At 71.1% G+C, this 23,272-nt stretch carries 23 protein-coding genes; 10 read left to right on the forward strand and 13 right to left on the reverse strand.

From position 1 onward, the window contains the following. Positions 1-4 precede the first annotated feature (4 nt). Positions 5-631, forward strand: coding sequence for a TetR/AcrR family transcriptional regulator (locus ABZT93_RS11735; protein ID WP_356102420.1), 627 nt, complete (start codon positions 5-7; stop codon positions 629-631). Between the two features lie 20 nt (positions 632-651). On the opposite strand, the gene ABZT93_RS11740 is transcribed toward ABZT93_RS11735, so the two are convergent. From ABZT93_RS11740 to ABZT93_RS11780, 9 genes are all read right to left on the reverse strand, one after another. Further along, positions 652-2,352 carry a methylmalonyl-CoA mutase family protein gene (locus ABZT93_RS11740; protein ID WP_356102423.1) on the reverse strand — a complete coding sequence of 567 codons (1,701 nt, stop codon included), beginning with the start codon at positions 2,350-2,352 and terminating at the stop codon, positions 652-654. Positions 2,353-2,437: 85 nt separating this feature from the next. Then, positions 2,438-2,776 carry a DUF3817 domain-containing protein gene (locus tag ABZT93_RS11745; RefSeq protein WP_356102426.1) on the reverse strand — a complete coding sequence of 113 codons (339 nt, stop codon included), beginning with the start codon at positions 2,774-2,776 and terminating at the stop codon, positions 2,438-2,440. 43 nt (positions 2,777-2,819) lie between these two features. Beyond that, the gene (locus tag ABZT93_RS11750; RefSeq protein ID WP_356102428.1) at positions 2,820-3,329 is read right to left on the reverse strand and encodes a MarR family transcriptional regulator; all 510 of its coding nucleotides are present in this window, start codon (positions 3,327-3,329) and stop codon (positions 2,820-2,822) included. 419 nt (positions 3,330-3,748) lie between these two features. Beyond that, entirely contained in the window at positions 3,749-4,648 is a 900-nt protein-coding gene (locus ABZT93_RS11755) for an SMP-30/gluconolactonase/LRE family protein (RefSeq protein WP_356102431.1), read from the reverse strand. A 31-nt stretch (positions 4,649-4,679) separates the two neighbouring features. Beyond that, a complete protein-coding gene (locus tag ABZT93_RS11760; RefSeq protein WP_356102434.1) occupies positions 4,680-5,330 on the reverse strand; it encodes a TetR/AcrR family transcriptional regulator in 651 nt (216 codons plus the stop codon). Then, positions 5,327-6,037 carry a DUF4166 domain-containing protein gene (locus ABZT93_RS11765; RefSeq protein ID WP_356102436.1) on the reverse strand — a complete coding sequence of 237 codons (711 nt, stop codon included), beginning with the start codon at positions 6,035-6,037 and terminating at the stop codon, positions 5,327-5,329. Before ABZT93_RS11765 ends, ABZT93_RS11760 begins: the two co-directional genes overlap by 4 nt. Next, a complete protein-coding gene (locus ABZT93_RS11770) occupies positions 6,034-6,786 on the reverse strand; it encodes a hypothetical protein (protein WP_356102439.1) in 753 nt (250 codons plus the stop codon). Before ABZT93_RS11770 ends, ABZT93_RS11765 begins: the two co-directional genes overlap by 4 nt. Before the next feature lie 146 nt (positions 6,787-6,932). Next, positions 6,933-7,229: an MTH1187 family thiamine-binding protein gene (locus tag ABZT93_RS11775; RefSeq protein ID WP_356102441.1), complete on the reverse strand. Its 297-nt coding sequence runs from the start codon at positions 7,227-7,229 to the stop codon at positions 6,933-6,935. Then, on the reverse strand, positions 7,226-7,576 hold the full coding sequence (locus tag ABZT93_RS11780; protein WP_356102444.1) for a DUF3817 domain-containing protein: 351 nt from the start codon (positions 7,574-7,576) through the stop codon (positions 7,226-7,228). Before ABZT93_RS11780 ends, ABZT93_RS11775 begins: the two co-directional genes overlap by 4 nt. Positions 7,577-8,616: 1,040 nt before the next feature. Here ABZT93_RS11780 and ABZT93_RS11785 point away from each other — a divergent pair. The 4 genes from ABZT93_RS11785 to ABZT93_RS11800 all read left to right on the forward strand — a co-directional run bounded on the left by ABZT93_RS11785 (position 8,617) and on the right by ABZT93_RS11800 (position 11,264). Continuing rightward, positions 8,617-9,249 carry an AIM24 family protein gene (locus tag ABZT93_RS11785; RefSeq protein ID WP_356102916.1) on the forward strand — a complete coding sequence of 211 codons (633 nt, stop codon included), beginning with the start codon at positions 8,617-8,619 and terminating at the stop codon, positions 9,247-9,249. Between the two features lies 1 nt (position 9,250). Then, entirely contained in the window at positions 9,251-9,901 is a 651-nt protein-coding gene (locus ABZT93_RS11790) for an AIM24 family protein (protein WP_356102919.1), read from the forward strand. Continuing rightward, positions 9,898-10,695 carry an AIM24 family protein gene (locus ABZT93_RS11795; RefSeq protein WP_356102447.1) on the forward strand — a complete coding sequence of 266 codons (798 nt, stop codon included), beginning with the start codon at positions 9,898-9,900 and terminating at the stop codon, positions 10,693-10,695. The genes ABZT93_RS11790 and ABZT93_RS11795 overlap by 4 nt, the downstream gene beginning before the upstream one ends. Before the next feature lie 92 nt (positions 10,696-10,787). Next, entirely contained in the window at positions 10,788-11,264 is a 477-nt protein-coding gene (locus tag ABZT93_RS11800; protein WP_356102451.1) for a MarR family transcriptional regulator, read from the forward strand. Positions 11,265-11,277: 13 nt separating this feature from the next. Here the strand turns inward: ABZT93_RS11800 and ABZT93_RS11805 are convergent, their stop codons facing one another. Together ABZT93_RS11805 and ABZT93_RS11810 are read right to left on the reverse strand one after the other, a co-directional pair. Next, positions 11,278-12,666 (reverse strand): ATP-binding protein, encoded by a 1,389-nt coding sequence (locus tag ABZT93_RS11805; RefSeq protein WP_356102454.1) that lies wholly within the window; start codon positions 12,664-12,666, stop codon positions 11,278-11,280. Beyond that, positions 12,663-13,322: a response regulator transcription factor gene (locus ABZT93_RS11810; protein WP_356102457.1), complete on the reverse strand. Its 660-nt coding sequence runs from the start codon at positions 13,320-13,322 to the stop codon at positions 12,663-12,665. The genes ABZT93_RS11805 and ABZT93_RS11810 overlap by 4 nt, the downstream gene beginning before the upstream one ends. 198 nt (positions 13,323-13,520) lie before the next feature. On the opposite strand from ABZT93_RS11810, the gene ABZT93_RS11815 reads away from it, so the two are divergent. Next, entirely contained in the window at positions 13,521-14,078 is a 558-nt protein-coding gene (locus ABZT93_RS11815; RefSeq protein ID WP_356102460.1) for a PepSY domain-containing protein, read from the forward strand. A gap of 47 nt (positions 14,079-14,125) precedes the next feature. Here ABZT93_RS11815 and meaB read toward each other — a convergent pair whose 3' ends face one another. Together meaB and ABZT93_RS11825 are read right to left on the reverse strand one after the other, a co-directional pair. Next, the gene (meaB, locus tag ABZT93_RS11820; RefSeq protein ID WP_356102463.1) at positions 14,126-15,082 is read right to left on the reverse strand and encodes a methylmalonyl Co-A mutase-associated GTPase MeaB; all 957 of its coding nucleotides are present in this window, start codon (positions 15,080-15,082) and stop codon (positions 14,126-14,128) included. 25 nt (positions 15,083-15,107) lie between these two features. Then, entirely contained in the window at positions 15,108-16,304 is a 1,197-nt protein-coding gene (locus ABZT93_RS11825) for an acetyl-CoA C-acetyltransferase (protein ID WP_356102466.1), read from the reverse strand. Positions 16,305-16,452: 148 nt separating this feature from the next. On the opposite strand from ABZT93_RS11825, the gene mce reads away from it, so the two are divergent. The 4 genes from mce to ABZT93_RS11845 all read left to right on the forward strand — a co-directional run bounded on the left by mce (position 16,453) and on the right by ABZT93_RS11845 (position 23,271). Continuing rightward, entirely contained in the window at positions 16,453-16,893 is a 441-nt protein-coding gene (gene mce, locus ABZT93_RS11830) for a methylmalonyl-CoA epimerase (protein ID WP_356102469.1), read from the forward strand. A 232-nt stretch (positions 16,894-17,125) separates the two neighbouring features. Continuing rightward, positions 17,126-21,004 (forward strand): polarized growth protein Scy, encoded by a 3,879-nt coding sequence (gene scy / locus ABZT93_RS11835; RefSeq protein ID WP_356102921.1) that lies wholly within the window; start codon positions 17,126-17,128, stop codon positions 21,002-21,004. 183 nt (positions 21,005-21,187) lie between these two features. Continuing rightward, complete coding sequence (locus ABZT93_RS11840; RefSeq protein WP_037721493.1) at positions 21,188-22,123, forward strand: cellulose-binding protein; 936 nt, start codon at positions 21,188-21,190, stop codon at positions 22,121-22,123. Between the two features lie 188 nt (positions 22,124-22,311). After that, positions 22,312-23,271 carry an ABC transporter ATP-binding protein gene (locus tag ABZT93_RS11845; protein WP_356102474.1) on the forward strand — a complete coding sequence of 320 codons (960 nt, stop codon included), beginning with the start codon at positions 22,312-22,314 and terminating at the stop codon, positions 23,269-23,271. Position 23,272 lies beyond the last annotated feature (1 nt).

Consider the following 23,272-nt stretch of genomic DNA (forward strand, 5'->3'; position numbering starts at 1 on the left):
GAGAATGCAGAGCCGCAGCCCCGCCCCCCGCGCCACAGGTCGCCCGCGCAGCGCCGCCGCGGACACCGCGATCCTCGCGGCGACGCGGAACGCGCTGGTGGAGCTGGGCTGGTCGAAGCTGACGCTGGGGGATGTGGCTACCCGTGCGGGGGTCGCGAAAACCACCCTCTACCGCCGCTGGGCCGGCAAGAACGAACTCGTCGTCGACGCGGTGGCCGAACTCTTCGACGAACTGGAACTCCCCGACTGCGGCACCCTGGCCGACGACATCGAGGGCGTGGTCCTCCAGTTCGCGGCGATCCTGGCGCGGCCGGAGACGAAGAACGGCCTGATGGCGGTGGTGGCGGAATCGTGCCGGGACGAAGCGCTGCGCGAGCGCATCCGGTCGTCGATCGTCGACCGCCAGAAACGGCTGGTCCTGGAGGGCCGGGAACGCGCCCAGGCCCGCGGCGAACTACCCCAGGAGGCGGACCCCGCCGAGGCGGCCCGCACGGTCGACCTGATCTTCGACATGGTGGCGGGCGCGGTGGTCCACCGCACGCTGGTGAGCGCGGAGCCGGCCGACGAAGCGTGGGTCCACAGCTTCACCCAGGTCCTGTTGACGGGTCTCGCGGGAGAGAACGGGAAGTAGGGACCGCCGCGCCGTGGGGCTCAGAACCCCGGCGGCTCCGTGTACACCCCCCATTCGTCCCGCAGCACCCCGCAGATCTCCCCGAGCGTGGCCTCCGCCCGCACCGCGTCCAGCATCGGCCCGATCATGTTGGCCCCTTCCCGCGCGGCGACGAGCATCCCCTCCAGGGCAGTTCGCACGGCTGCCTCGTCCCTCGCCGCCTTACGGCCGCCCAGCACCCGCACCTGCTCCCGCTCCACCTCGTGGCTCACCCGCAGGATCTCCAGGTCGCCGGTGACGGACCCGTGGTGGACGTTCACCCCCACGACCCTCTTCTCCCCCTTCTCCAGGGCCTGTTGGTACCGGAAGGCCGCTTCCGCGATCTCTCCCGTGAACCACCCGTCCTCGATCCCGCTCAGGATCCCGGACGTGATCGGGCCGATCGGGTGGTGCCCGTCCGGATGGGCCCTCGTCCCCCGCTCCTTGATCTGCTCGAAGATCTTCTCCGCGTCCGCCTCGATCCGGTCCGTCAGTTGCTCGACGAACCACGAACCACCCAGCGGATCGGCCACGTTGGCGACCCCGGTCTCCTCCATGAGCACCTGCTGGGTGCGCAGCGCGATCTCCGCGGCCTGCTCCGACGGCAGCGCGAGGGTCTCGTCCAGGGCGTTGGTGTGCAGTGAGTTGGTTCCGCCCAGCACCGCCGCGAGCGCCTCGACGGCCGTACGGACGACGTTGTTGTACGGCTGCTGCGCGGTCAGCGAGACCCCGGCGGTCTGGGTGTGGAACCGCAGCCACTGAGCCTTCTCGGACCGCGCCCCGTACACGTCCCGCATCCAGCGCGCCCAAATGCGCCGCGCCGCCCGGAACTTGGCGATCTCCTCGAAGAAGTCGACGTGCGCGTCGAAGAAGAAGGACAGCCCGGGCGCGAACACGTCGACGTCAAGACCGCGCGACAGCCCCAGCTCGACGTACCCGAACCCGTCCGCGAGCGTGTACGCCAGCTCCTGCGCCGCCGTCGAACCGGCCTCGCGGATGTGGTACCCGGAGACGGAGAGCGGCTTGTAGGCGGGGATGCCGGCCGCGCAGTACTCCATCAGGTCGCCGATCAGGCGCAGGTGCGGCTCGGGCTGGAAGAGCCACTCCTTCTGGGCGATGTACTCCTTGAAGATGTCCGTCTGGAGCGTGCCGTTGAGGACGGAGGGGTCCACGCCCTGCCGCTCGGCCGCGACCAGGTACATGCAGAAGACGGGGACGGCGGGTCCGCTGATCGTCATGGACGTCGTCACGTCGCCCAGCGGAATGTCCCGGAACAGGACCTCCATGTCGGCTGCCGAGTCGATGGCGACCCCGCAGTGCCCGACCTCGCCGAGCGAACGGGGGTCGTCGGAGTCCCGCCCCATCAGGGTCGGCATGTCGAAGGCGACCGACAGGCCGCCGCCCCCGTTGGCGAGGATCTTCCTGTACCGCTCGTTCGTCTGCTCGGCGTTGCCGAACCCGGCGAACTGTCGGATGGTCCAGGTCCGACCCCGGTAGCCGGTCGGATACAGCCCGCGCGTGAAGGGGTACTCCCCCGGCCACCCGATTCGCTCGAAGCCCTCGTACGTGTCGCCCTGCCGCGGCCCGTACACCGGCTCCACGGGGTCCCCCGAGAGCGTGGTGAAGTCGGCCTCACGCCTGCGCGAGGCGTCGTACCGGGCCTGCCAGCGACGGCGGCCCTCTTCGATGGCGTCAGCGTCCATACCATCGAAGTTACTAGGACGTCCAAGTAAACGCGAAGGGCAACCGCCGTACGAGTGCCGTACGGCGGTGGGGTGGGGTTACGCGTTACGCCTTGACGGGCGCCGGAGACGCGTCGACGATCTTGCCCTCCAGCTCGTGGCTGATCTTCCGCTCGACGAAGAAGGCCGCCGTGGGAATCGTCCCGGCGAGCAGGACCCACAACTGCTTGGCGACCGGCCACTTCGCCTTGGAGCCCAGGTCGAAGGCGAAGACGAGGTAGACGACGTACAGCCAGCCGTGCGCGATCGCGACGACGCGGGTGAAGTCCGCGGCGCCGTCGATGTCGAGGCCGTACTTGGCGATCATGCTCAGGCACAGCAGGACCAGCAGCACACCGGTGACGTAGGCCAGGACGCGGTAGCGGGTCAGCACGCTCTTTTTCATGCCTACGAGCGTAACCACGCGTTCCGGGAGATCTTGCCCCGGGTCAGTCCTCGTCGAAGTCGTGTGCGGCGACCCTCAGCGGCCGCAGCATCGCGAAGATCTCCGCGCACTCCTCGGCGTCGTACACACCGAGCCCGAAGTCCATCGCCATGAGGTCCCGCGTGGCGGCCTCGACGACCTCGCGGCCCTTGTCGGTGATGGAGGCGAGGGTGCCGCGGCCGTCGTTGGGGTTGGGGCGCTTGTCGACCAGACCGGACCTGACCAGGCGGTCCACGGTGTTGGTGACCGACGTGGGGTGCACCATGAGCCGCTCACCGATCTTCGACATCGGCAGCTCTCCCGCCTTGGCGAAGTTGAGCAGCACCAGGGCCTCGTACCGCGCGAACGTCAGCCCGTACGGCTTGACCACCGCGTCGACCTCACCGAGCAGGATCTGGTGCGCACGCATGATCGAGGTGATCGCGGCCATGGACGGCACGTTTCCCCAGCGCTGCTTCCAGAGTTCGTCGGCGCGGGCGATGGGGTCGAAGGGAAGACTGAGCGGCTTCGGCACGGCACCGACCTTACCGGCCGGTCACATCGTGGTCAGCAGTGTCTCGCCCTTCAGACCGTCCGAGTGCGGATTCGGTGGGGGCGGGCGTTTTGCGCAGTTCCCCGCGCCCCTGGATGCCTGCGGCGGCCCGTTGCGGCTTCGGTGGGGGCTTGTGATGCGCGTTCCGTTCGGTGGGTGGGGCGGGGCCGGGGTGGGGGGTGTCCGTCCTCGGTCCGGCGGCTCGGCCCCTGAATCAGATCTCGGCAACGGACGCCGGCCGCTGCGGGCGGACACCCCCCACCCCGTCCCCTGCGCGCCGTACGCGGCCAACGGTCCACAGGGGCGCGCGGTACGGCCAACGGCCCGTCGTAGCGCGGGTGACCGCAACTACTCAGGGGCGCGGGGAACTGCGCGACCAGCCCCCACCGGCCCGCACCCGACTACACCCTCGCCGATCCCGTCACCGACATCACCAGCGAGTACAAGGAACTCGTGGCCGCGATGAACAGCCGATTCCCCTTCGGCCCGCCGAACGTCACGTTGGCCACCGGCTCAGGCACCCGCACGCGGCCGATCAGCGTGCCGTCTGGGTCGTAGCAGTGGATGCCGTCGGCCAGGGCGGCGGCCCACAGCCGACCCTCGTCGTCGAAGCGGATGTTGTCGAAGTGGACACCCTCGCGCGCCTCGGCGAACACCGTGCCGCCCGAGAGCGTGCCGTCGGCGTGGACGTCGTACCGGTGGATCCGGGCCGCTCGTGAGTCGGAGACGTACAGCCGCTGCTCGTCGGGGGACAGGATCACCCCGTTGGGGCCGTCCAGCCCGTCCGCGGCGAGCGACACCTCACCCGTGACCGGATCGATCCGGTACACCTGGCACGCCCCGATCTCCGACTCGGCCCGGTGCCCCTCGTAGTCGCTGAGGATGCCGAAGTCCGGGTCGGAGAACCAGATCGTGCCGTCGGAGCGTACGACGGAGTCGTTCGGGCTGTTCAGGCGCTTGCCCTGATAGCGCTCGGCCAGCACGGTCACCGTGCCGTCGGGCTCGGTACGGGTGACGCGGCGGTTGCCCTGCTCGCAGCTGACGAGGCGGCCCTGGGGATCGACGGTGTTGCCGTTGGTGTTGCCGGCCGGGGCGCGGAAGACGCCGACCGTGCCGGTGGCCTCGTCCCAGCGCAGGATGCGGTCGTTGGGGATGTCGCTCCAGATCAGCTGGCGCCAAGCGGGCAGGTACAGAGGCCCCTCGGCCCAGCGGCAGCCGTCGTAGAGGGTCTCCAGCCTGCTGTCGCCGTTGGTGCAGGGCCGGAAACGGTCGTCCAGGGTCTCGTAGAGGCTGTCGGACATGAGGTCCTCTCGGGTCGGAGGTGGGACGGGGTCAGCGGCGGCCGGTCCTGCGGAGATGGTGGCGCACCGCGCGCTGGGCGACCGGGCCCAGGTCCTCCAGCGCGGCGACGAGCACGCCGAGCTGCTCCAGGGCGTCCAGGGCCGAGGTGGCCCCGGCCGCGTCGACCCCTTCGTACAGCTCGATGCCCACGAAGGAGGCGGCCACCGCCCGGGCCAGGCCCGCGGGATCGGCGAACTCCCCGAAGGGCGTGGCCGCGAGGACGCGGGTGAGGACCCGCTCGATCTCCGCGATCCACAGCTGCAGGCCGGCAGCGGTGGCCGGGCCGAGGGTGGCGTGGGTCTGGGCGCCGGCCAGCAACTGGCCGAGGAGGGCGACATGTCCGCCGGCCCGCTCCTCCTCGTGGACCTTCCGTCCCACCGCGAGGAGTTCGGACAGCGAGGTCACCGCGGCCAGCCGTTCCCGGTAGCGGGCCACCGCGCGCTCCGCCCCGTAGCGGCAGGCCGCGGCGAGGAGTTCGTCGACGGTGCCGAAGTGGTAGAAGACCAGCGCCTGGTTGACCCCGGCGGCCGCCGCCACCGTACGGGCGGAGGTCTTGGCGATGCCCTGTTCGGTGAGGGTGCGCAGGGCGCCCTCCAGGAGTTTGGCCTTGGTCTCCAGGGACTTGGCGGACTCGGGGCTCACGCGCGCGCCTCCTCCCGCACGGGGCGCAGGCCGGGGCGGACTCCGCAGGCCGTGATGTCGCTGTACGTCGCCTCGAAGGAACCCTCGTAACCGAAGAGCGGGCCGAAGTACCGGTTGACGACCCGGACCCTGATGCGGAAGCGGCCCGCCCGGTCGTCGTACGACTCCCGCACCTCGGCCGTCGCGCCGATCAGCTCGGGCACCCGGACGTCCACCACGCCCTCCCGGAACCGGTGCTCTCCGGAGCGGATCAGCAGCGACCCGTCGGGCTCGGCGTGGAAGTGGAGCTCGCTGGCCAGGTGCTGGTGGGTGCCGAGGTAGTCGAGGATGCGGTCGCCCTTGGGACTGAGCACCATCTGGGCGTCGAAGCGGCGGGGGCGGCCGGGCAGGCGGAAGGTGCGCACGAAGGTCACCGTCTCACGGCCGTGGGTGTCGACGTAGGGCACGTTCTCGATCACGAACGGCACGCTCCGCCCGGGGCTCGGCACCAGGATGTTGCGGGTCGCGCCGAGAGCGAGGAAGGGCTTCACGAAGGCCCCGCCGTGCCAGACGCGGTCCATGACACCGCGGCCGGTGCAGGCCTCGCCGGACTCCAGACCCACCGAGAAGCGGCGCTGGAGCTGGGGGTGGAGGCGGTCGAATTCGGCGCCCATCACCGTGCGGAACATCGAGGTACGGCACATCGGGGTGCTGAACGGCGAGGTCATCGCGGGGTCTCCAGGGTGTGAAGGACACGCGGCGCACGCACGCGCGTGGACGGTTGGCGCAGACAGCGGCGGGCGGCCGGGGTGCCGGGCAGGGGTGACGTGAACAGGGCCAGGGAGATGGCCAGGGCGAGGAGGAGCGGCGAGAGGTAGGCCATCGACGCGGCCAGCGGGCCGAAGAGGCGCAGGAAGCGCTCCAGACCGAGGCCGGTGATGCCGACGAGCACGACGAGGGCGCGGACCACGAGCTCGGCGAGCCAGTTCCACAGGGCCCGCTCCGGGGTGATCCCCCGCTCCAGCCACAGCCGCAGCCGGTCGAAGGACCAGGCCGTCGCCCAGCCGATGAGAGGGCGGAAGAGCAGGCGGTCGGCCACGGCGCCGAAGCGGCCCCAGCGAGGGCGGTAGTCGTAGCCGGTGAGGAAGACGACGCCGTCGCCGTCGGGGAGGTAGCGCCAGTAGCCGCTGCCCTCCGCCAGGAGCGAGAGCGGGTGCGGGGAGGAGAAGCGCAGGGCGGAGGTGCGGGTGCCGTCGGGGCGTTCCCGCTCCCCCGCGGAGACGCCGGTGCCGGCGACGGTGAGGCCGGGCAGCACGCGCGTGGCGTAGCGGAAGCGCTGCGGCTCGCCCTCCGCGCGCGGGAGGTAGGTGATCCGGGTGAAGCGAAGGTCCCAACGCTGGTGCTGGGACGGTTCCTGCGTCCGGGTCCAGAGGTCGTCGAGTCCGGCACGGATGCGTGTCTCTATGTAGAGCCCCATTGTTCCCCCAGTGAGCCCATTGTTTGAGCGACTGCTCAAACCGCCTGGGCGAGAAGGTACACGCTTTTGAGCGATCGCTCAATCACGGGGTACGAGAAAACCCCGGCCCGCGCGGGCCGGGGTTCGTCTGTCGCGGTGGGGCTCGATCAGCCGGCGAGGTGCCGTTCCACCGTCTCCACCTTGGAGGTCAGACCGTCCGTCACTCCGGGCCGGATGTCCGCCTTGAGCACCAGCGACACCCGCGGCGCCCGCGCCTCCACGGCGGCAACGGCACGCTTGACGACGTCCATGACCTCGTCCCAGCTGTCGCCCTCGATCGAGGTGAACATGGCGTCGGTGCGGTTGGGCAGCCCCGACTCACGGACGATGCGCACCGCGTCGGCGACGTACTCCCCCACGTCCTCACCGACCCCGAGGGGGGTCACGGAGAAGGCGACGATCATGCGTTCACGACTCCGTCCTGCGCCTTGCGGGCACGGGAGGCGATGACGGCGTCCTCGGCCTCGCGCTTGAGCCTGCGCTCGGCGAAGAAGCCGCCGGTGGGCAGCAGGGAGAGGACGAAGTACCAGATCCCCGTCTTCGCGGACCACCTGGTGCGGAACCAGGCGTCGAGCCAGAAGATCAGGTACAGGATGAACAGGACGCCGTGGACCATGCCCATCACCGGGACGACGTTGAAGTCCGTGGTCCGCTTCAGCACCGAGCAGACGAGCAGGAGCAGGAACGAGATCGCCTCGGGGGCGGAGACCAGGCGGAGGCGTCGAATGGCGGAGGCTGTCTTGAGGTCCACGGGTCACCTTCGGTGGGAGGTACGTCGACGACTTGTGAACGCACGCACAAGCGTCCGCCCATTGTGACAAACGGTTCGGGGGGCCTTGTTCGGGGGGTCGCCGGACTTGGGGCACGTCGGGCGGGGGCGGGTGCGGGTGCGTTGTGACTGGTCGCGGGCAGCTGCGCCGGGCTTGGCGCCTCGGAGGGTGCCGGGGCGGGTTGTCGGGCGGGTGCAGGTGCGTTGTGGCTGGTCGCGCAGTTCCCCGCGTGGCCGCTGCGCTGGGCTTGGGCGGGGCGCCTCGGAGGGTACCGGGTGGGGTTGTCGGGCGGGTGCGGGTGCGTTGTGGCTGGTCGCGCAGTTCCCCGCGTGGCCGCTGCGCTGGGCTGGAGCGGGGCGCCTAGGGGGGTGCCGGGTGGGGTTGTCGGGCGGGTGCGGGTGCGTTGTGGCTGGTCGCGCAGTTCCCCGCGCCCCTAGGGGGTTGCAGTCGCCTGCGCCAGGACGGGCCGTTCGCCATCCCTGACGCGTCACGACGAACCGTTGGCCAAACCGCGCGCCAGGACGAGCCGTCTGACCACGGGCCGGACAGTTCGCCAGGACGAGCCCTCTGCCACCCCTCGCGCGCCGCAAAAGACCACGGGCCGGACCGTTCGCCAGGACGGGCCCTCTGTCGCCCCTCGCGCGCCTCGACGGGCCGTTCGCCGGACCGGGTGGCGGGACGGGCCGTTCGCCGCGTGCGGCGGGCAGGGGGTGGGGTGGGGGGTGTCCGCCCGCAGCGGCCGGCGTCCGTTGCCCAGTACATGTCGATCGACAGCTGCCGCCGGACCGAGGACGGATACCCCCCACCCCGGCCCCGACCCCACCACCGAACCGCCCGCGCTGCCCAAGCCCCCACCGGGCCGCAACGGGCCGCCGCAGGCATCCAGGGGCGCGGGGAACTGCGCGACCAGCCCCCACCGGCCCGCAGACAAACGACCACCGAACCCAGAAAACGGACCCCCGCCGACACCCCCGAGCACTGTCGGGAAGGCCTTGCCGCCAGCTACCTTCACCTCGTGGCGATGTTTCGACTCCAAGGCAGCAAGGTGCTGGCCGTCGACATGACCGGGGACGCCGTGAAGGCGAAGAACGGCTCGATGGTCGCGTACGACGGGCAGATGGCGTTCAAGAAGATGAGCGGCGGTGGTGAGGGGATCCGGGGCATGGTCACCCGGCGCATCACCGGCGAGCAGATGACCGTGATGGAGGTGTCGGGGCACGGGACGTGCTGGTTCGCGGACCGGGCCTCGGAGATCAACCTCGTCAGTCTCCAGGGGGACAAGCTGTACGTGGAGTCGAGCAACCTGCTCGCGACCGACGCCGGCCTGAGGACGGGCACGTCCTTCACCGGTCTGCGCGGCGCCTCGCAGGGCAACGGGCTGTTCACGACCACGGTCGAGGGACACGGCCAGGCGGCGATCATGTCGGACGGTCCGGCGGTCGTGCTGCGGGTCAGCCGCCAGTACCCGCTGACCGTCGACCCCGGCGCCTACGTCGCCCACCAGGGCAACCTGAGCCAGTCCTTCCAGTCCGGTGTGACCTTCCGCACGTTCATGGGTGAGGGCGGCGGTGAGGCCTTCCAGATCCGCTTCGAGGGGGACGGTCTGGTGTACGTCCAGCCCAGTGAGCGCAACACGATCGCGGGGGATGTGTGACATGCCCTTCCGCGAGATCAACTCCAAGATGGTCGAGGCCACGGTGATGCCCGGCCAGCGGCTGTTCAGCCAGCGCGGCGCGATGCTGGCGTACAAGGGCGAGGTGGCCTTCACCCCGAACATCCAGGGCGGCCAGGGCGGCGTCATGTCGATGATCGGCCGCCGCGTGGCCAACGAGGACACGCCCCTGATGACGGTGGAAGGCAGCGGCACCGTGCTCTTCGGGCACGGCGGCCACCACGTCACCGTCATCAACCTCTCCGGCGACACCCTGTACGTCGAGGCGGACCGGCTGCTCGCCTTCGAGGGCACCCTCCAGCAGGGCACCATGTTCATGGGCTCCCAGGGCGGCGTCATGGGCATGGTGCGCGGCCAGATCAGCGGCCAGGGCCTGTTCACGACCACGCTCAAGGGCCACGGCTCGGTGGCCGTCATGGCCCACGGCGGGGTCTTCGAGGTCCCGATCACCCCGCAGCGCCCGGTCCACGTGGACCCGCAGGCCTACGTCGCCCACTACGGCGACGTCCGCAACAAGCTGTCGACCGCTCTCGGCTGGCGCGACATGGTGGGCCGGGGCTCCGGCGAGGCCTTCCAGCTGGAACTCAGCGGGAACGGCGTGGTCTACGTCCAGGCGTCCGAGGAGAAGCTGTGAGCCACTACCCGGGCGCGGGCCCCACCGTGTACGACCCGATGACGCTGCCGTCGGACGACAACGTCAACAACTACACCTTCTGCGTGGAGCTCAAGGGGAGCCAGTGGTTCCTGCAGAAGGGGAAGATGATCGCCTACTACGGGCAGATGGATTTCAACGGCATCGGACACGGCCGACTCGACGGCCTCATCCGTACTTCCTTCCATTCGCCTCTGCACGCGAGCGACTGGGTCGTGGCGCAGGGCTCGGGCAAGATGCTCCTCGCCGACCGGGCCTTCGACGTCAATTCGTACGACCTCGAAGACGGCAACCTGACCATTCGCTCCGGCAACCTGCTCGCTTTTCAGCCAAGTCTCGCGCTCAAGCAGTCGATCGTGCCGGGCTTCCTGACTCTCATCGGAACCGGAAAGTTCGTGGCCGCCTCCAACGGCCCCGTCGTGTTCATGGAGCCCCCCATCCGGGTGGACCCGCAAGCGCTTGTGGGCTGGGCGGACTGCCCCTCGCCGTGCCACCACTACGACCACGGGTACATGGCCGGTCTGATGGGCGGTCTACGTGCAATGACGGGCCTCGGCGGGGCCTCCGGGGAGGAGCACCAGTTCGAGTTCGTGGGGGCCGGCACCGTGCTGCTCCAGTCGACCGAGGTCCTGATGGCCGAACAGGCCACGGGGGCGGTTCCGTCCGAGCCCGGAGTGCCCGGCGGGTACGGGGCACCCGCGGGGCAGCCACAGCAGCCGGGGGTACCGCGCCTTCCCGGACAGCTGGGGGACCTCCAGCGTCGCTTCGGGCTGTGAGCGGTAGTCTGCGGAGTGTGACGTCGAACGTGTGCACGCCGTCACACGACCCTCATTAGTTCGCCTTTCAACCTTTTAGGTAGACTGCATTCATGGAGACCGAGACGGCCACGCGCTGGCTGACCGATGCGGAGCAGTGCGCTTGGCGCACCCACCTGGAGGTCAACAGGCTGTTGACGTATCAGCTCGAGCGGGACCTTCAGCCGTTCGGCCTGACGATGAACGACTACGAGATCCTGGTCAATCTCTCCGAGTCGGAGGGCGTACGGATGCGGATGAGCGACCTCGCGTCCGCCACCCTCCAGTCCAAGAGCCGGCTCTCGCACCAGATCACCCGCATGGAGAACGCGGACCTGGTCCGGCGCGAGAACTGCGAGTCCGACCGCCGCGGCCTGTACGCGGTGCTGACCGAGCACGGCATGGAGACGATGAAGAAGGTCGCGCCCCATCACGTGGCGTCTGTGCGGAGGCACTTCATCGACCTCGTGTCGCCCGAGTCCCTGACGGAGCTGGACAAGGCCCTGAAGCCGATCGCGGAGCACCTGCGCGGGCATCGGGGACGTCCCTGACACCGGGACAGGACTAGGCGATCGGCAGGCGGAGTTCGAACAGGGCTCCGCCTGCCGTCGCGTCCCGGACCGTGAGCGTGCCGCCGTGCCGGGCGGCGACGTCCCGGGCGATAGCGAGCCCCAGTCCCGCGCCACCGTCGTCCCGCGCCCGCGCCTCGTCGAGCCGCACGAACCGCTCGAAGATCCGCTCCCGGTCCCCCACCGGCACCCCGTCCCCGTCGTCGGCGACCTCGACCACCGCGTGCCGCCCACCGTCCCTCCGTACGGCCACGGCGACCCGCGATCGGGCGTGCCGCTGGGCGTTGTCGAGGAGATTGGCCAGCAGCCGCTCCACCTGCCCCCGGGATCCGGCCACTTCCACGCCCTCGGCCTCGACGGTGACGTCCGTCCGGCCCGCCGCCTGCTCCCGGACCACTCCGGCGAGGTCGAACCGCGTGTTCTGCGGCCGCTCCCCCGCGTCCAGCCGGGCCAGCAACAGCAGGTCCGCGGCGAGGCGCTGCAGCCGTACGGTGTCCTCGACCGCCCCCTCCAGGTCCAGCAGCTCCGGATGAGCGGCGGCCACTTCCAGCTGGGTCCGCAGCGAGGCGACGGGGCTGCGCAGCTCGTGCGAGGCGTCGGCGACGAACCGGCGCTGGCGCTCGACGGAGGTCTCCAGCGCGGCCAGCGTCTCGTTGGTGGTGCGGGCGAGGCGGGCCACCTCGTCATGGGTGTCCGGCACCGGGACGCGGCGGGCGAGATCCTCGGAGGCGGTGATCGCCGCCATTTCGCCCCGGATGGCCTCGACCGGGCGAAGGGCTCGGCGCGTGACCGTCCAGGTCACCCAGGCGACCACGGCGAGCAGCAGGGGCAGGCCGACGAGCATGACCGTGGCGGCCGTGTGCACGGCGTCCTGCTGGGCCTGGAGGGAGGCACCGGCGTACACCCGGACCGTCCTGTCGCTCCGGTCCGTGACCTCGACCTGGGCGAACCGATAGGCGACGCTCTCGCCGTCCACGGCGGCCCGGCCCTGCCCGTGCCAGGTGACCTGCCCGACCTCACCGGCCTCGGAGTGGTCCTCGTCGCCGTCCCGCCCGGCGTCGGCGCCCGGAACGGGGGTGACGCCCGGGCTCCCGGTGCCGCTGACCGCCTCCAGGTCCTCGCTCACCGCGAGCACCCGCCCGTCTCGGTCGACCGCCTGGACCGGGTGGTCCTCGTCGAGGTCCAGCTCCCGGTACGGCACGCCCTGCGCGATCTGCGACGCCACGTTGCGGGCGGCGCCGTCGGCGGCCGTGTCCGCCTGCCCGGCGAGGTTGCTGCGCAGCGACAGCAGGACCACGGCGCCCGCGGCGACCAGGGCCACGGCGACCACCGCGGTCGCGGCCAGCGTGGCCCGCGCCCGGACCGAGCCGAACAGCCGCCTCATCTCCCGGCCTCCAGGCGGTACCCGGCACCGCGGACCGTCCGGATGAGGCCCGCGTCCAGCTTCCGGCGCAGGGTGCTGACGTACACCTCGACGATGTTGGGATCGCCGTCGTACGCGAAGTCCCAGACGTGCTCCAGGATCTGCGCCTTGGAGACCACCTCCCCGGCCCGCACCGCGAGCTGCTCCAGGACCGAGAACTCCTTGGCGGTGAGGGTGACTTCGGTGCCGTCGAGGAAGACCCGGCGGGCGGCGGTGTCGATTCTCAGTGCCCCGGTCTCCAGCACCGGCGAGGCCCCGGTGCCGTTCCCGCGCCGCCGCAGCAGGGCCTTGATACGGGCCACGAGGACGACGTAGGAGAAGGGCTTGGTCAGGTAGTCGTCCGCGCCGGTGTCCAGGCCCTCGGCTTCGTCGTACTCGCCGTCCTTCGCGGTGAGCATCAGGATCGGCACCTCGTGGCCGGCGGCGCGCAGGGCGGCGCAGACCCGGTAGCCGTTGAGGCCGGGCAGCATGATGTCGAGGATCACCAGGTCGTACGACCCCTCGCCGGCCCGGTGCAGCCCCTCCCGGCCGTCGTGGACGACGTCGACGGCGTAGCCCTCGGCGGTGAGGCCCTTGGCGAGGGACAGGGCGAGTCGTTTCTCGTCCTCGACGATCAAGAATCGGAAGGGGCGACGCGCAGCGTCTCGAGCAGGGTGGTGGTGGGCGACGGGCGGGCGCATGCGTACAGCCTCGCAAAGCGAACCTGAAGGCGCCTTCAGGGGACTTCAGGCCCGCTTCAGCTCGCCTCGGGCAGCTTGGTCGTCGTCGAAAGCGAACGAGGCAGAACGAAGCAGACCGGCTCTGGAGGAATCCCCATGAAGCGCAACATCGTCATCGCCACCCTCACCGCCGCCGCCCTGGCCACCGGCGGCACCGTCGCGGCCTTCGCGGCCGGGCACGACGACGCGACGGCGACGCAGCGCCAGGCGAACACGAGCGTCCGGTCGGCCGCGGAGGCGATCGCAGCCACCCTGAGGCACACCCCGGGCACCGCCCTCTCCGCCGGCCTGGACGACGACGGCGCCGACGCGTGGGAGGTGACCGTCGTGAAGGGCGACGGCACCGAGTACGACGTACGGGTCGCCCCGGACTCCGGCAAGGTGCTCGGCGCCCAGCGCGACACCGACGACGACAAGGACGCCGAGGACCGCGCCGAACTCGCAGCGGTCAAGGGCGCGCACACCGACGCCCGCGAGGCCGCGCTGGCCGCCGCCGCGAAGGGCACGGTGACCGAGGTCGGCCTCGACGACGACAACGGCACCGTGGCCTGGAGCGTGGACACCGCGAAGGACGGCAAGCACAGCGAGTGGAAGGTCGCCCTCGACTCGGGCAAGGTCACCCAGGACCGCGACGACGACGGCGACAAGGCCTGAGTCGTCCGCTGTGCGGCGAGCATGCGGTGTGGCCGCCCGCCAAGGGCTCAGCCCTGTGTGAGCCCCTCCACCAGTTCGTCCGCCGCCCGGTAGGGGTCCAGCTCGCCGGAGACGATCCGCTCCGCGAGGGCGTCCAGGCGCCGGTCCCCCTTGAGGTCGCCGATGCGTTCGCGCAGGGCGGTGACGGCGATCGTCTCGACCTCGTGGGCGGCGCGGGCGCGGCGGCGCTCGGCGAGGACAGCGTGCTCCTCCATCCAGGCGCGGTGCTTCTCCAGGGCTTCCACGACCTCGTCGACGCCCTCCGCGCGGGCGGCGACCGTCTTGACGATCGGCGGACGCCAGTCGCCGGGCGCCCGGGACTCGCCCAGGCCCAGCATGTGGTTGAGTTCGCGGGCGGTGGCGTCGGCGCCGTCGCGGTCGGCCTTGTTGACGACGTAGACGTCGCCGATCTCCAGGATTCCGGCCTTGGCGGCCTGGATGCCGTCGCCCATGCCCGGGGCGAGCAGCACCACGGAGGTGTCCGCCTGGGAGGCGATCTCCACCTCCGACTGACCGACGCCGACCGTCTCGACCAGGATCACGTCGCAGCCTGCCGCGTCCAGGACCCGGATGGCCTGCGGGGCGGCCCAGGCGAGGCCGCCGAGGTGGCCGCGGGTCGCCATGGAACGGATGTAGACGCCGGGGTCGGAGGCGTGGTCCGACATGCGCACCCGGTCGCCGAGCAGGGCGCCGCCGGAGAACGGCGAGGACGGGTCGACGGCCAGGACGCCGACCCTCCTGCCCTGCTTGCGGTAGGCGGTCACGAGGGCCGAGGTGGACGTTGACTTGCCCACCCCGGGCGACCCCGTCAGGCCCACCACGTACGCGTTGCCCGTGAGCGGGGCGAGCGTCGCCATGATCTCCCTGAGCTGCGGGGACGCCCCCTCCACGAGGGAGATCAGCCGGGCCACCGCCCGCGGCCGGCCTTCCCTGGCCTGGGCGACCAGCGAGGAGACGTCCTGCATCACAGCTCCGTTCACCGAGAGGGACTCAGGCCTTGGGTACCCGCACGACCAGCGCGTCACCCTGACCGCCGCCACCGCACAGGGCGGCCGCGCCGACACCGCCGCCGCGCCGCTTGAGCTCCAGGGCGAGGTGCAGGACGAGCCGGGCGCCGGACATGCCGATGGGGTGGCCGAGGGCGATCGCGCCGCCGTTCACATTCACCTTTTCGGTGGATACGCCGAGGTCCTTCATTGACTGGACGGCGACCGCGGCGAAGGCCTCGTTGATCTCGATCAGGTCGAGGTCGGAGACCTCCAGGCCCTCCTTCTTCAGGGCGTGCAGGATCGCGTTGGAGGGCTGGGACTGCAGGGAGTTGTCCGGGCCCGCCACATTGCCGTGGGCGCCGATCTCGGCGATCCACTCGAGGCCCAGCTCCTGCGCCTTGGCCTTGCTCATCACGACCACGGCCGCGGCGCCGTCCGAGATCTGCGAGGCGCTGCCGGCGGTGATGGTGCCGTCCTTGGTGAACGCGGGGCGCAGCTTGCCGAGCGACTCGGCGGTGGTGTCGCCGCGGATGCCCTCGTCCTTGCTGAAGACGACCGGCTCGCCCTTGCGCTGCGGGATCTCGACGGGGGTGATCTCGGCCTCGAAGACGCCGTTCTTCTGCGCGGCGGCGGCCCGCTGGTGGGACAGGGCGGAGAACTCGTCCTGCTCGGGGCGCAGGATGCCGAGGCGGGTGTTGTGCTTCTCGGTGGACTCGCCCATGGCGATGTTCTCGAAGGCGTCGGTGAGACCGTCGTACGCCATGGCGTCGAGCATCTCGATCGCCCCGTACTTGAAGCCCTCGCGGGACTTCGGGAGCAGGTGGGGGGCGTTGGTCATGGACTCCTGGCCACCCGCGACGATCACGTCGAACTCGCCGGCGCGGATGAGCTGGTCGGCCAGCGCGATCGCGTCCAGGCCCGACAGGCACACCTTGTTGATGGTGAGCGCCGGGACGCTCATCGGGATACCGGCCTTGACGGCGGCCTGGCGGGCCGGGATCTGGCCCGCGCCGGCCTGGAGCACCTGGCCCATGATGACGTACTGCACCTGGTCGCCACCGATCCCCGCACGGTCGAGGGCGGCCTTGATCGCGAAGCCGCCGAGGTCGGCTCCGGAGAAGGACTTCAGTGAACCGAGCAACCGTCCCATGGGCGTACGAGCGCCCGCGACGATCACCGAGGTAGTTGCAGAAGACATGAGCTGCGATCCCCTTACCGGCTGCACTGCCGAGGAGTGAACGAGGGTTTACTTCGAATGTACTGAGTGGCACTCCGTGCCGTCACCCGGCCGTCGGTGTGATCGCGCGCACGTTGCGTAACCGTTCCGCGAGCGCTGCACTGACTACATGCTGACGCGAATCGACCACATCGGGATCGCCTGTTTCGACCTCGACAAGACCGTCGAGTTCTACCGTGCCACCTACGGCTTCGAGGTGTTCCACTCCGAGGTCAACGAGGAGCAGGGCGTGCGCGAGGCCATGCTCAAGATCAACGAGACCTCCGACGGCGGCGCCTCCTACCTGCAGCTTCTGGAGCCGACCCGCCCCGACTCGACCGTGGCCAAGTGGCTGGACAAGAACGGCGAGGGCGTCCACCACATCGCTTTCGGTACGGCGGACGTCGACCAGGAGGCCGCGGACATCAAGGACAAGGGCGTACGCGTCCTGTACGAGGAGCCGCGACGCGGCTCCATGGGGTCACGGATCACCTTCCTGCACCCCAAGGATTGCCATGGCGTACTCACAGAACTGGTCACTTCGGCGCCTGTTGAGTCACCTGAGCACTGACCCTCGTACATATGGGCCGGTAGGGTTGGGGGCGGTCGCCGCTCTTCCGAGGGCGACCGGGTCCTGCCCATGGCGGCAGAACCGAGCCGGGGTCCGGGTTTCGGGGGACGAGCGACGGGCGGCAGCCCATGCTCCGCCGTTGATCTGACACCATTCCCCGGGGGCCCCGTTCGGCGGATGGACGGGGCTCGTCAGGAGAGACTTGCGACCAGGGGACGGATGGGACCGCGCAGTGCGGGGCTACGAACGCCAGGAGCGAGAGCCGGCGGCTGACGTCGACCACCTCTCTCGGTTCGAGGCCGAGATGGATCGGCTGAAGACCGAGCGGGAAAAGGCGATCCAGCACGCCGAGGACCTCGGCTACCAGGTCGAGGTGCTGCGCGCCAAGTTGCACGAGGCGCGGCGCACCCTCATGTCCCGGCCCGAATTCGGTGGCGGTGACATCGGCTACCAGGCCGAACAGTTGCTGCGGAACGCGCAGATCCAGGCCGACCAGTTGCGCCAGGACGCCGAGCGCGAACTGAGCCAGGTCCGCGCCCAGACCCAGCGCATCCTCCAGGAGCACGCCGAACAGGCCGCGCGTCTGCAGGCGGAGCTGCACCAGGAGGCCGTCACCCGCCGCCAGCAGCTCGACCAGGAGCTGGCCGAGCGCCGGCAGACCGTCGAGTCGCACGTCAACGAGAACGTGGCGTGGGCCGAGCAGCTGCGCGCCCGCAGCGAGTCGCAGGCCCGCCGGCTCCTGGACGAGTCCCGCGCCGAGGCCGAGCAGGCCATGGCGGCCGCCCGTGCCGAGGCGGAGCGGGTCACCACCGAGGCCCGCCAGCGTCTGCAGAGCGAGGCCGAGGCGGCCCGCGCGGAGGCCGAGCAACTGCTGCGCCGCGCCCGCGCGGACGCCGAGCGGCTGCTGGACGCCGCCTCCACCCAGGCCCAGGAGGCCACCGACCACGCCGAGCAGCTGCGCACCTCCACCGCGACCGAGTCGGACAGCGCCCGCCGCCAGGCCACCGAGCTGAGCCGGGCCGCCGAACAGCGGATGGCGGAGGCCGAGGAGGCGCTGCGCAAGGCGCAGGCCGAGGCCGAGAAGGTGCTCACCGAGGCCAAGTCGGCCGCCGAGAAGACGCTCGCGAGCGCGGAGTCGGCCAACGAACAGCGCACCCGTACGGCCAAGGAGCAGGTCGCCCGGCTGGTCACCGAGGCCAGCCAGGAGGCCGAGGCGACCAAGGAGGCCGCCGAGCAGATCGTCGCGGACGCCCGCGCCGAGGCCGAGAAGATCGTCACCGAGGCCGCAGAGAAGGCCCGCACGCTCACCGCCGAGGAGAGCGCGACCCAGCTGTCCAAGGCGGCCAAGACCGCAGAGGACGTCCTCAACAAGGCGCAGGAGGACGCACAGCGGACCACCAAGGCCGCCGCCGAGGAGGCCGAGCGGATCCGTCGCGAGGCGGAGACCGAGGCGGACCGGCTGCGCGCCGAGGCGCACGACATCGCCGAACAGCTCAAGGGCACGGCGAAGGACGACACCAAGGAGTACCGCGCCAAGACGGTCGAGCTGCAGGAGGAGGCCCGCCGGCTGCGCGGCGAGGCCGAGCAGCTGCGCGCCGACGCGGTCGCCGAGGGCGAGAAGATCCGCGCGGAGGCCCGCAAGGAGGCCGTCCAGCAGATCGAGGAGGCCGCCAAGACCGCCGAGGAGCTGCTCTCCAAGGCCAAGGCGGACGCCGACGAGCTGCGCCAGAGCGCCACCACGGACAGCGAGAAGGTCCGCACCGAGGCCATCGAGCGCGCCACCACGCTGCGCCGGCAGGCCGAGGAAACCCTGGAGCGCACCCGCAACGAGGCCGAGCGGCAGCGCGCCGAGGCCGTCGAACTGTCCGAGGAGATCGCAGCCGCCGCCGAGCGCGCCGCCCTCGAACTGCGCGAGGAGACCGAGCGGGCCATAGAGGCACGCCGTGCCGAGGCCGCCGACGAACTGACCCGGCTGCGCACCGAGGCCGAGGAGCGTCTGGCCGCCGCCGAGCGGGCCCTGACCGAGGCCCGTGAGGAGGCCGCGCGGATCCGCCGCGAGGCCGCCGAGGAGTCCGACCGGCTGCGCGCCGAGGCCGCCGAGCGGATCCGCACCCTCCAGCAGCAGGCCGAGGCGGAGGCCGACCGGCTGCGCACCGAGGCCGCGTCCGACGCGTCCGCCTCCCGCGCCGAGGGCGAGGCCGTCGCCGTACGGCTGCGTTCCGAGGCCGCCGCCGAGGCGGAGCGCCTCAAGACCGAGGCCCAGGACACCGCGGACCGGGTCCGTGCGGAGGCGCAGGCCGCCGCCGAGCGGCTCGCCACCGAGGCGTCCGAGACGCTGGCCGCCGCCCAGGATGAGGCCAACCGGCGCCGCCGTGAGGCTGAGGAGTACCTCGGCTCGGCCCGCCAGGAGGCCGATCAGGAGCGTGAGCGGGCCCGCGAGCAGAGCGAGGAGCTGCTGGCCTCGGCACGCAACCGCGTGGAGGAGGCCCAGGCCGAGGCCGTACGGCTGGTCGAGGAGGCGGACCGGCGGGCCACCGAGATGGTGTCGGCCGCCGAGCAGCACGCCCAGCAGGTGCGCGACTCGGTCGCCGGACTGCACGAGCAGGCGCAGGAGGAGATCACCGGGCTGCGCTCAGCCGCCGAGCACGTGGCGGACCGCACCCGGCGCGAGGCCCAGGAGGAGGCGGACCGGGTCCGCTCGGACGCCTACTCGGAGCGGGAGCGGGCCAGCGAGGACGCGGCCCGGATCCGGCGCGAGGCCGCCGAGGAGACCGACGCCGCCAAGTCCCTTGCCGAGCGCACCGTGTCGGAGGCGATCGCGGAGGCGGAGCGGCTCAGGTCCGAGTCGGCCGAGTACGCCCAGCGGGCGCGCACCGAGGCCTCGGACGCGATCGCCCAGGCCGACCAGGACGCCTCCCGCACCCGGGCGGACGCCCGCGAGGACGCCAACCGCATCCGCTCGGACGCGGCGAGGCAGGCCGACACCCTCATCACCGAGGCGCGCAGCGAGGCGGAGCGGCTCACCGAGGAGACCATCACCGACACCGACCGGCTGCGCACGGAGACGGTCGCCGAGGCGGAGCGGGTACGCGCGGAGTCGGTCGCCAAGGCCGAGCAGTTGATCGGCGAGGCCGCCGGGGACGCGGAGCGGCTGCGGGCCGAGGCCGCCGAGACGGTCGGACAGGCGCAGCGGCACGCGGAGCGGATCCGCAGCGAGGCCGAGCGGGTCAGGGCGGACGCGGCGGCCGCGGCCGAGGAGCTGGTCAACTCCGCGCGCGCGGAGGCCGATCGCACCCTCGACGAGGCCCGCAAGGAAGCCAACAAGCGGCGTTCCGAGGCGGCCGAGCAGGTCGACACGCTCATCACGGAGACCGCCGCCGAGGCGGACAAGCTGCTCACCGAGGCGCAGCAACAGGCGCTCAAGACCACCGCCGACGCGGAGGCACAGGCCGACACCATGGTGGGCGCGGCCCGCACGGAGGCCGACCGGCTGGTGTCCGAGGCCACGGTCGAGGGCAACGCACGCGTGGAGAAGGCCCGTACGGACGCGGACGAGCTGCTCGTCGGCGCGCGTCGGGACGCCACCGCCATAAGGGAGCGCGCGGAGGAGCTGCGCGACCGGATCACGGGCGAGATCGAGGCGCTGCACGAGCGGGCCCGCCGTGAGGCCGCGGAGACCATGAAGTCGACCGGCGACCGCTGCGACGCGCTCATCAAGGCCGCGGAGGAGCAGCTCGCGAAGGCGCAGGCGAAGGCCAAGGAGCTGGTCTCGGAGGCCAATTCGGAGGCCGGCAAGGTGCGCATCGCCGCGGTCAAGAAGGCCGAGGGGCTCCTGAAGGAGGCCGAGCAGAAGAAGGCCACGCTGGTCCGGGAGGCCGAGGAGCTCAAGGCCGAGGCGATCCGTGAGGCGAGGCGCACGGTCGAGGAGGGCAAGCGCGAGCTCGAGGTCCTCGTCCGCCGCCGCGAGGACATCAACACCGAGATCTCCCGTGTCCAGGACGTCCTGGAGGCGTTGGAGTCCTTCGAGGCCCCGACGGCGGGCAAGGACGGCGGCGTCAAGGCGGGCGCCACGGTCGGCGCCCCTCGTTCGGGTAAGCCGTCGGACAGCTGACCGACTGGTCGGAATGCGGTGCCATCTGGGGCCTTTGACCAAGTTTTTGGCAAGCCGTCCAACGGTTAGCCACTCAAAAGGGGTGTCATTCTCCAGATCAAACACGTATCCGCTCGATGACACACCGCTTCGGCCCCTAGGATTCCCCCTATCACCTCACCGGTCTCATTTGACAGGAACCCCATGAGCGACACTTCCCCCTACGGCTTCGAGCTTGTGCGGCGTGGGTACGACCGCGCTCAGGTGGACGAACGGATCTCCAAGCTCGTCTCCGACCGTGACAGCGCTCTCTCCCGCATCACCGCCCTGGAAAAGCGCATCGAGGAGCTCCACCTCGAGACGCAGAACGCTCAGGCCCAGGTGTCCGACGCCGAGCCGTCGTACGCCGGTCTCGGCGCGCGTGTCGAGAAGATCCTCCGCCTCGCCGAGGAGGAGGCCAAGGACCTGCGCGAGGAGGCCCGTCGCGCGGCCGAGCAGCACCGCGAACTCGCCGAGTCGGCGGCCCAGCAGGTTCGCAACGACGCAGAATCGTTCGCTGCGGAGCGCAAGTCCAAGGCCGAGGACGAGGGCGTCCGGATCGTCGAGAAGGCCAAGAGCGACGCGTCCCAGCTGCGTTCCGAGGCTCAGAAGGACGCGCAGTCCAAGCGTGAGGAGGCGGACGCCCTCTTCGAGGAGACCCGCGCCAAGGCCGCGCAGGCCGCCGCCGACTTCGAGACGAACCTCGCCAAGCGGCGGGAGCAGTCCGAGCGCGACCTGGCCTCGCGTCAGCAGAAGGCGGAGAAGCGTCTCGCGGAGATCGAGCACCGCGCGGAGCAGCTGCGCCTGGAGGCCGAGAAGCTGCGCACCGACGCCGAGCGCCGTGCCCGCCAGACGGTGGAGACCGCGCAGCGCCAGGCGGAGGACATCGTGGCGGACGCCAACGCCAAGGCCGACCGCATCCGTTCGGAATCCGAGCGCGAGCTGGCGGCTCTGACGAACCGTCGCGACTCGATCAACGCCCAGCTGACGAACGTGCGCGAGATGCTCGCCACGCTCACGGGCGCCGCGGTGGCCGCCGCCGGCTCCCCGGCCGACGACGAGCCGATCTCCCGCGGGGTTCCGGCGCAGCAGTCCCGGTAACACCGCCTGACGGCATCAAGGGCCCGCACCTTCTCCCCCGACAGGTGCGGGCCTTTGGCGTGTCCGCGGGCCGGCGGCCGTCGTGGGCGTTCCCCCGGTCGACGGCTGGGATATTTTTGCCTTTCCCGTCGGTCTCCGTTTGCCCGCACGATTGGCATCTGCCGACCCCCACCCATAGCGTGGACCGCATGATCGAGCTGACGGGCCTGACGAAGCGGTACGGCGAGAAGGTGGCGGTCAACAACCTGACCTTCACCGTCAGACCGGGCATCGTCACGGGCTTCCTCGGTCCCAACGGCGCCGGCAAGTCGACCACCATGCGCATGATGCTGGGACTGGACCGGCCCACCGCCGGGGACGTCCGCATCGACGGCAAGCACTACGACCAGCTCAAGGACCCCTTCAAGTACATCGGCGCGCTGCTGGACGCCAAGGCCATGCACGGCGGCCGCAGTGCCTTCAACCACCTGCTGTGCCTCGCGCAGAGCAACGGCATCCCGAGGAAGCGGGTGGACGAGGTCCTCGACACCGTCGGTCTCACCGCGGTGGCGAAGAAGAAGGCCAAGGGCTTCTCGCTCGGTATGGGCCAGCGGCTCGGCATCGCGGGCGCGTTGCTCGGTGACCCGCGGATCCTGATGTTCGACGAGCCGGTCAACGGGCTCGACCCCGAAGGCATCCACTGGATCCGCAATCTGATGAAGTCCCTTGCCGCGCAGGGCCGTACGGTCTTCGTCTCCTCCCACCTCATGAGCGAGATGGCGCTGACCGCCGACCACCTCGTCGTCATCGGCCAGGGGCGGCTGCTCGCCGACACCTCCATGGCCGACTTCATCGCGCAGAACTCGCGGTCCTACGTCCGTATCCGCACCCCGCAGCGCGAGCGCCTGCTCGACGTGCTGCACGCGGCCGGGGTCACCGTCGTGGAGACCGGCAACGGCACGCTGGAGGTCGACGGCAGCAAGTCCGAGTACATCGGCGAGCTGGCCGCCCAGCACCAGATCGTGCTGCACGAACTGAGCCCCCAACAAGCCTCCCTGGAGGAGGCGTTCATGCAGCTGACCGCGGAGTCGGTCGAGTACCACGCCCACACCGACACACCCGCCGACGTGCCACCGCAGCAGTGGGGCGACGGCTGGAAGGGGAACTGAC

It is taken from the genome of Streptomyces sp. NPDC005303 (assembly GCF_040607335.1).
Classification (GTDB): Bacteria; Actinomycetota; Actinomycetes; order Streptomycetales; family Streptomycetaceae; genus Streptomyces.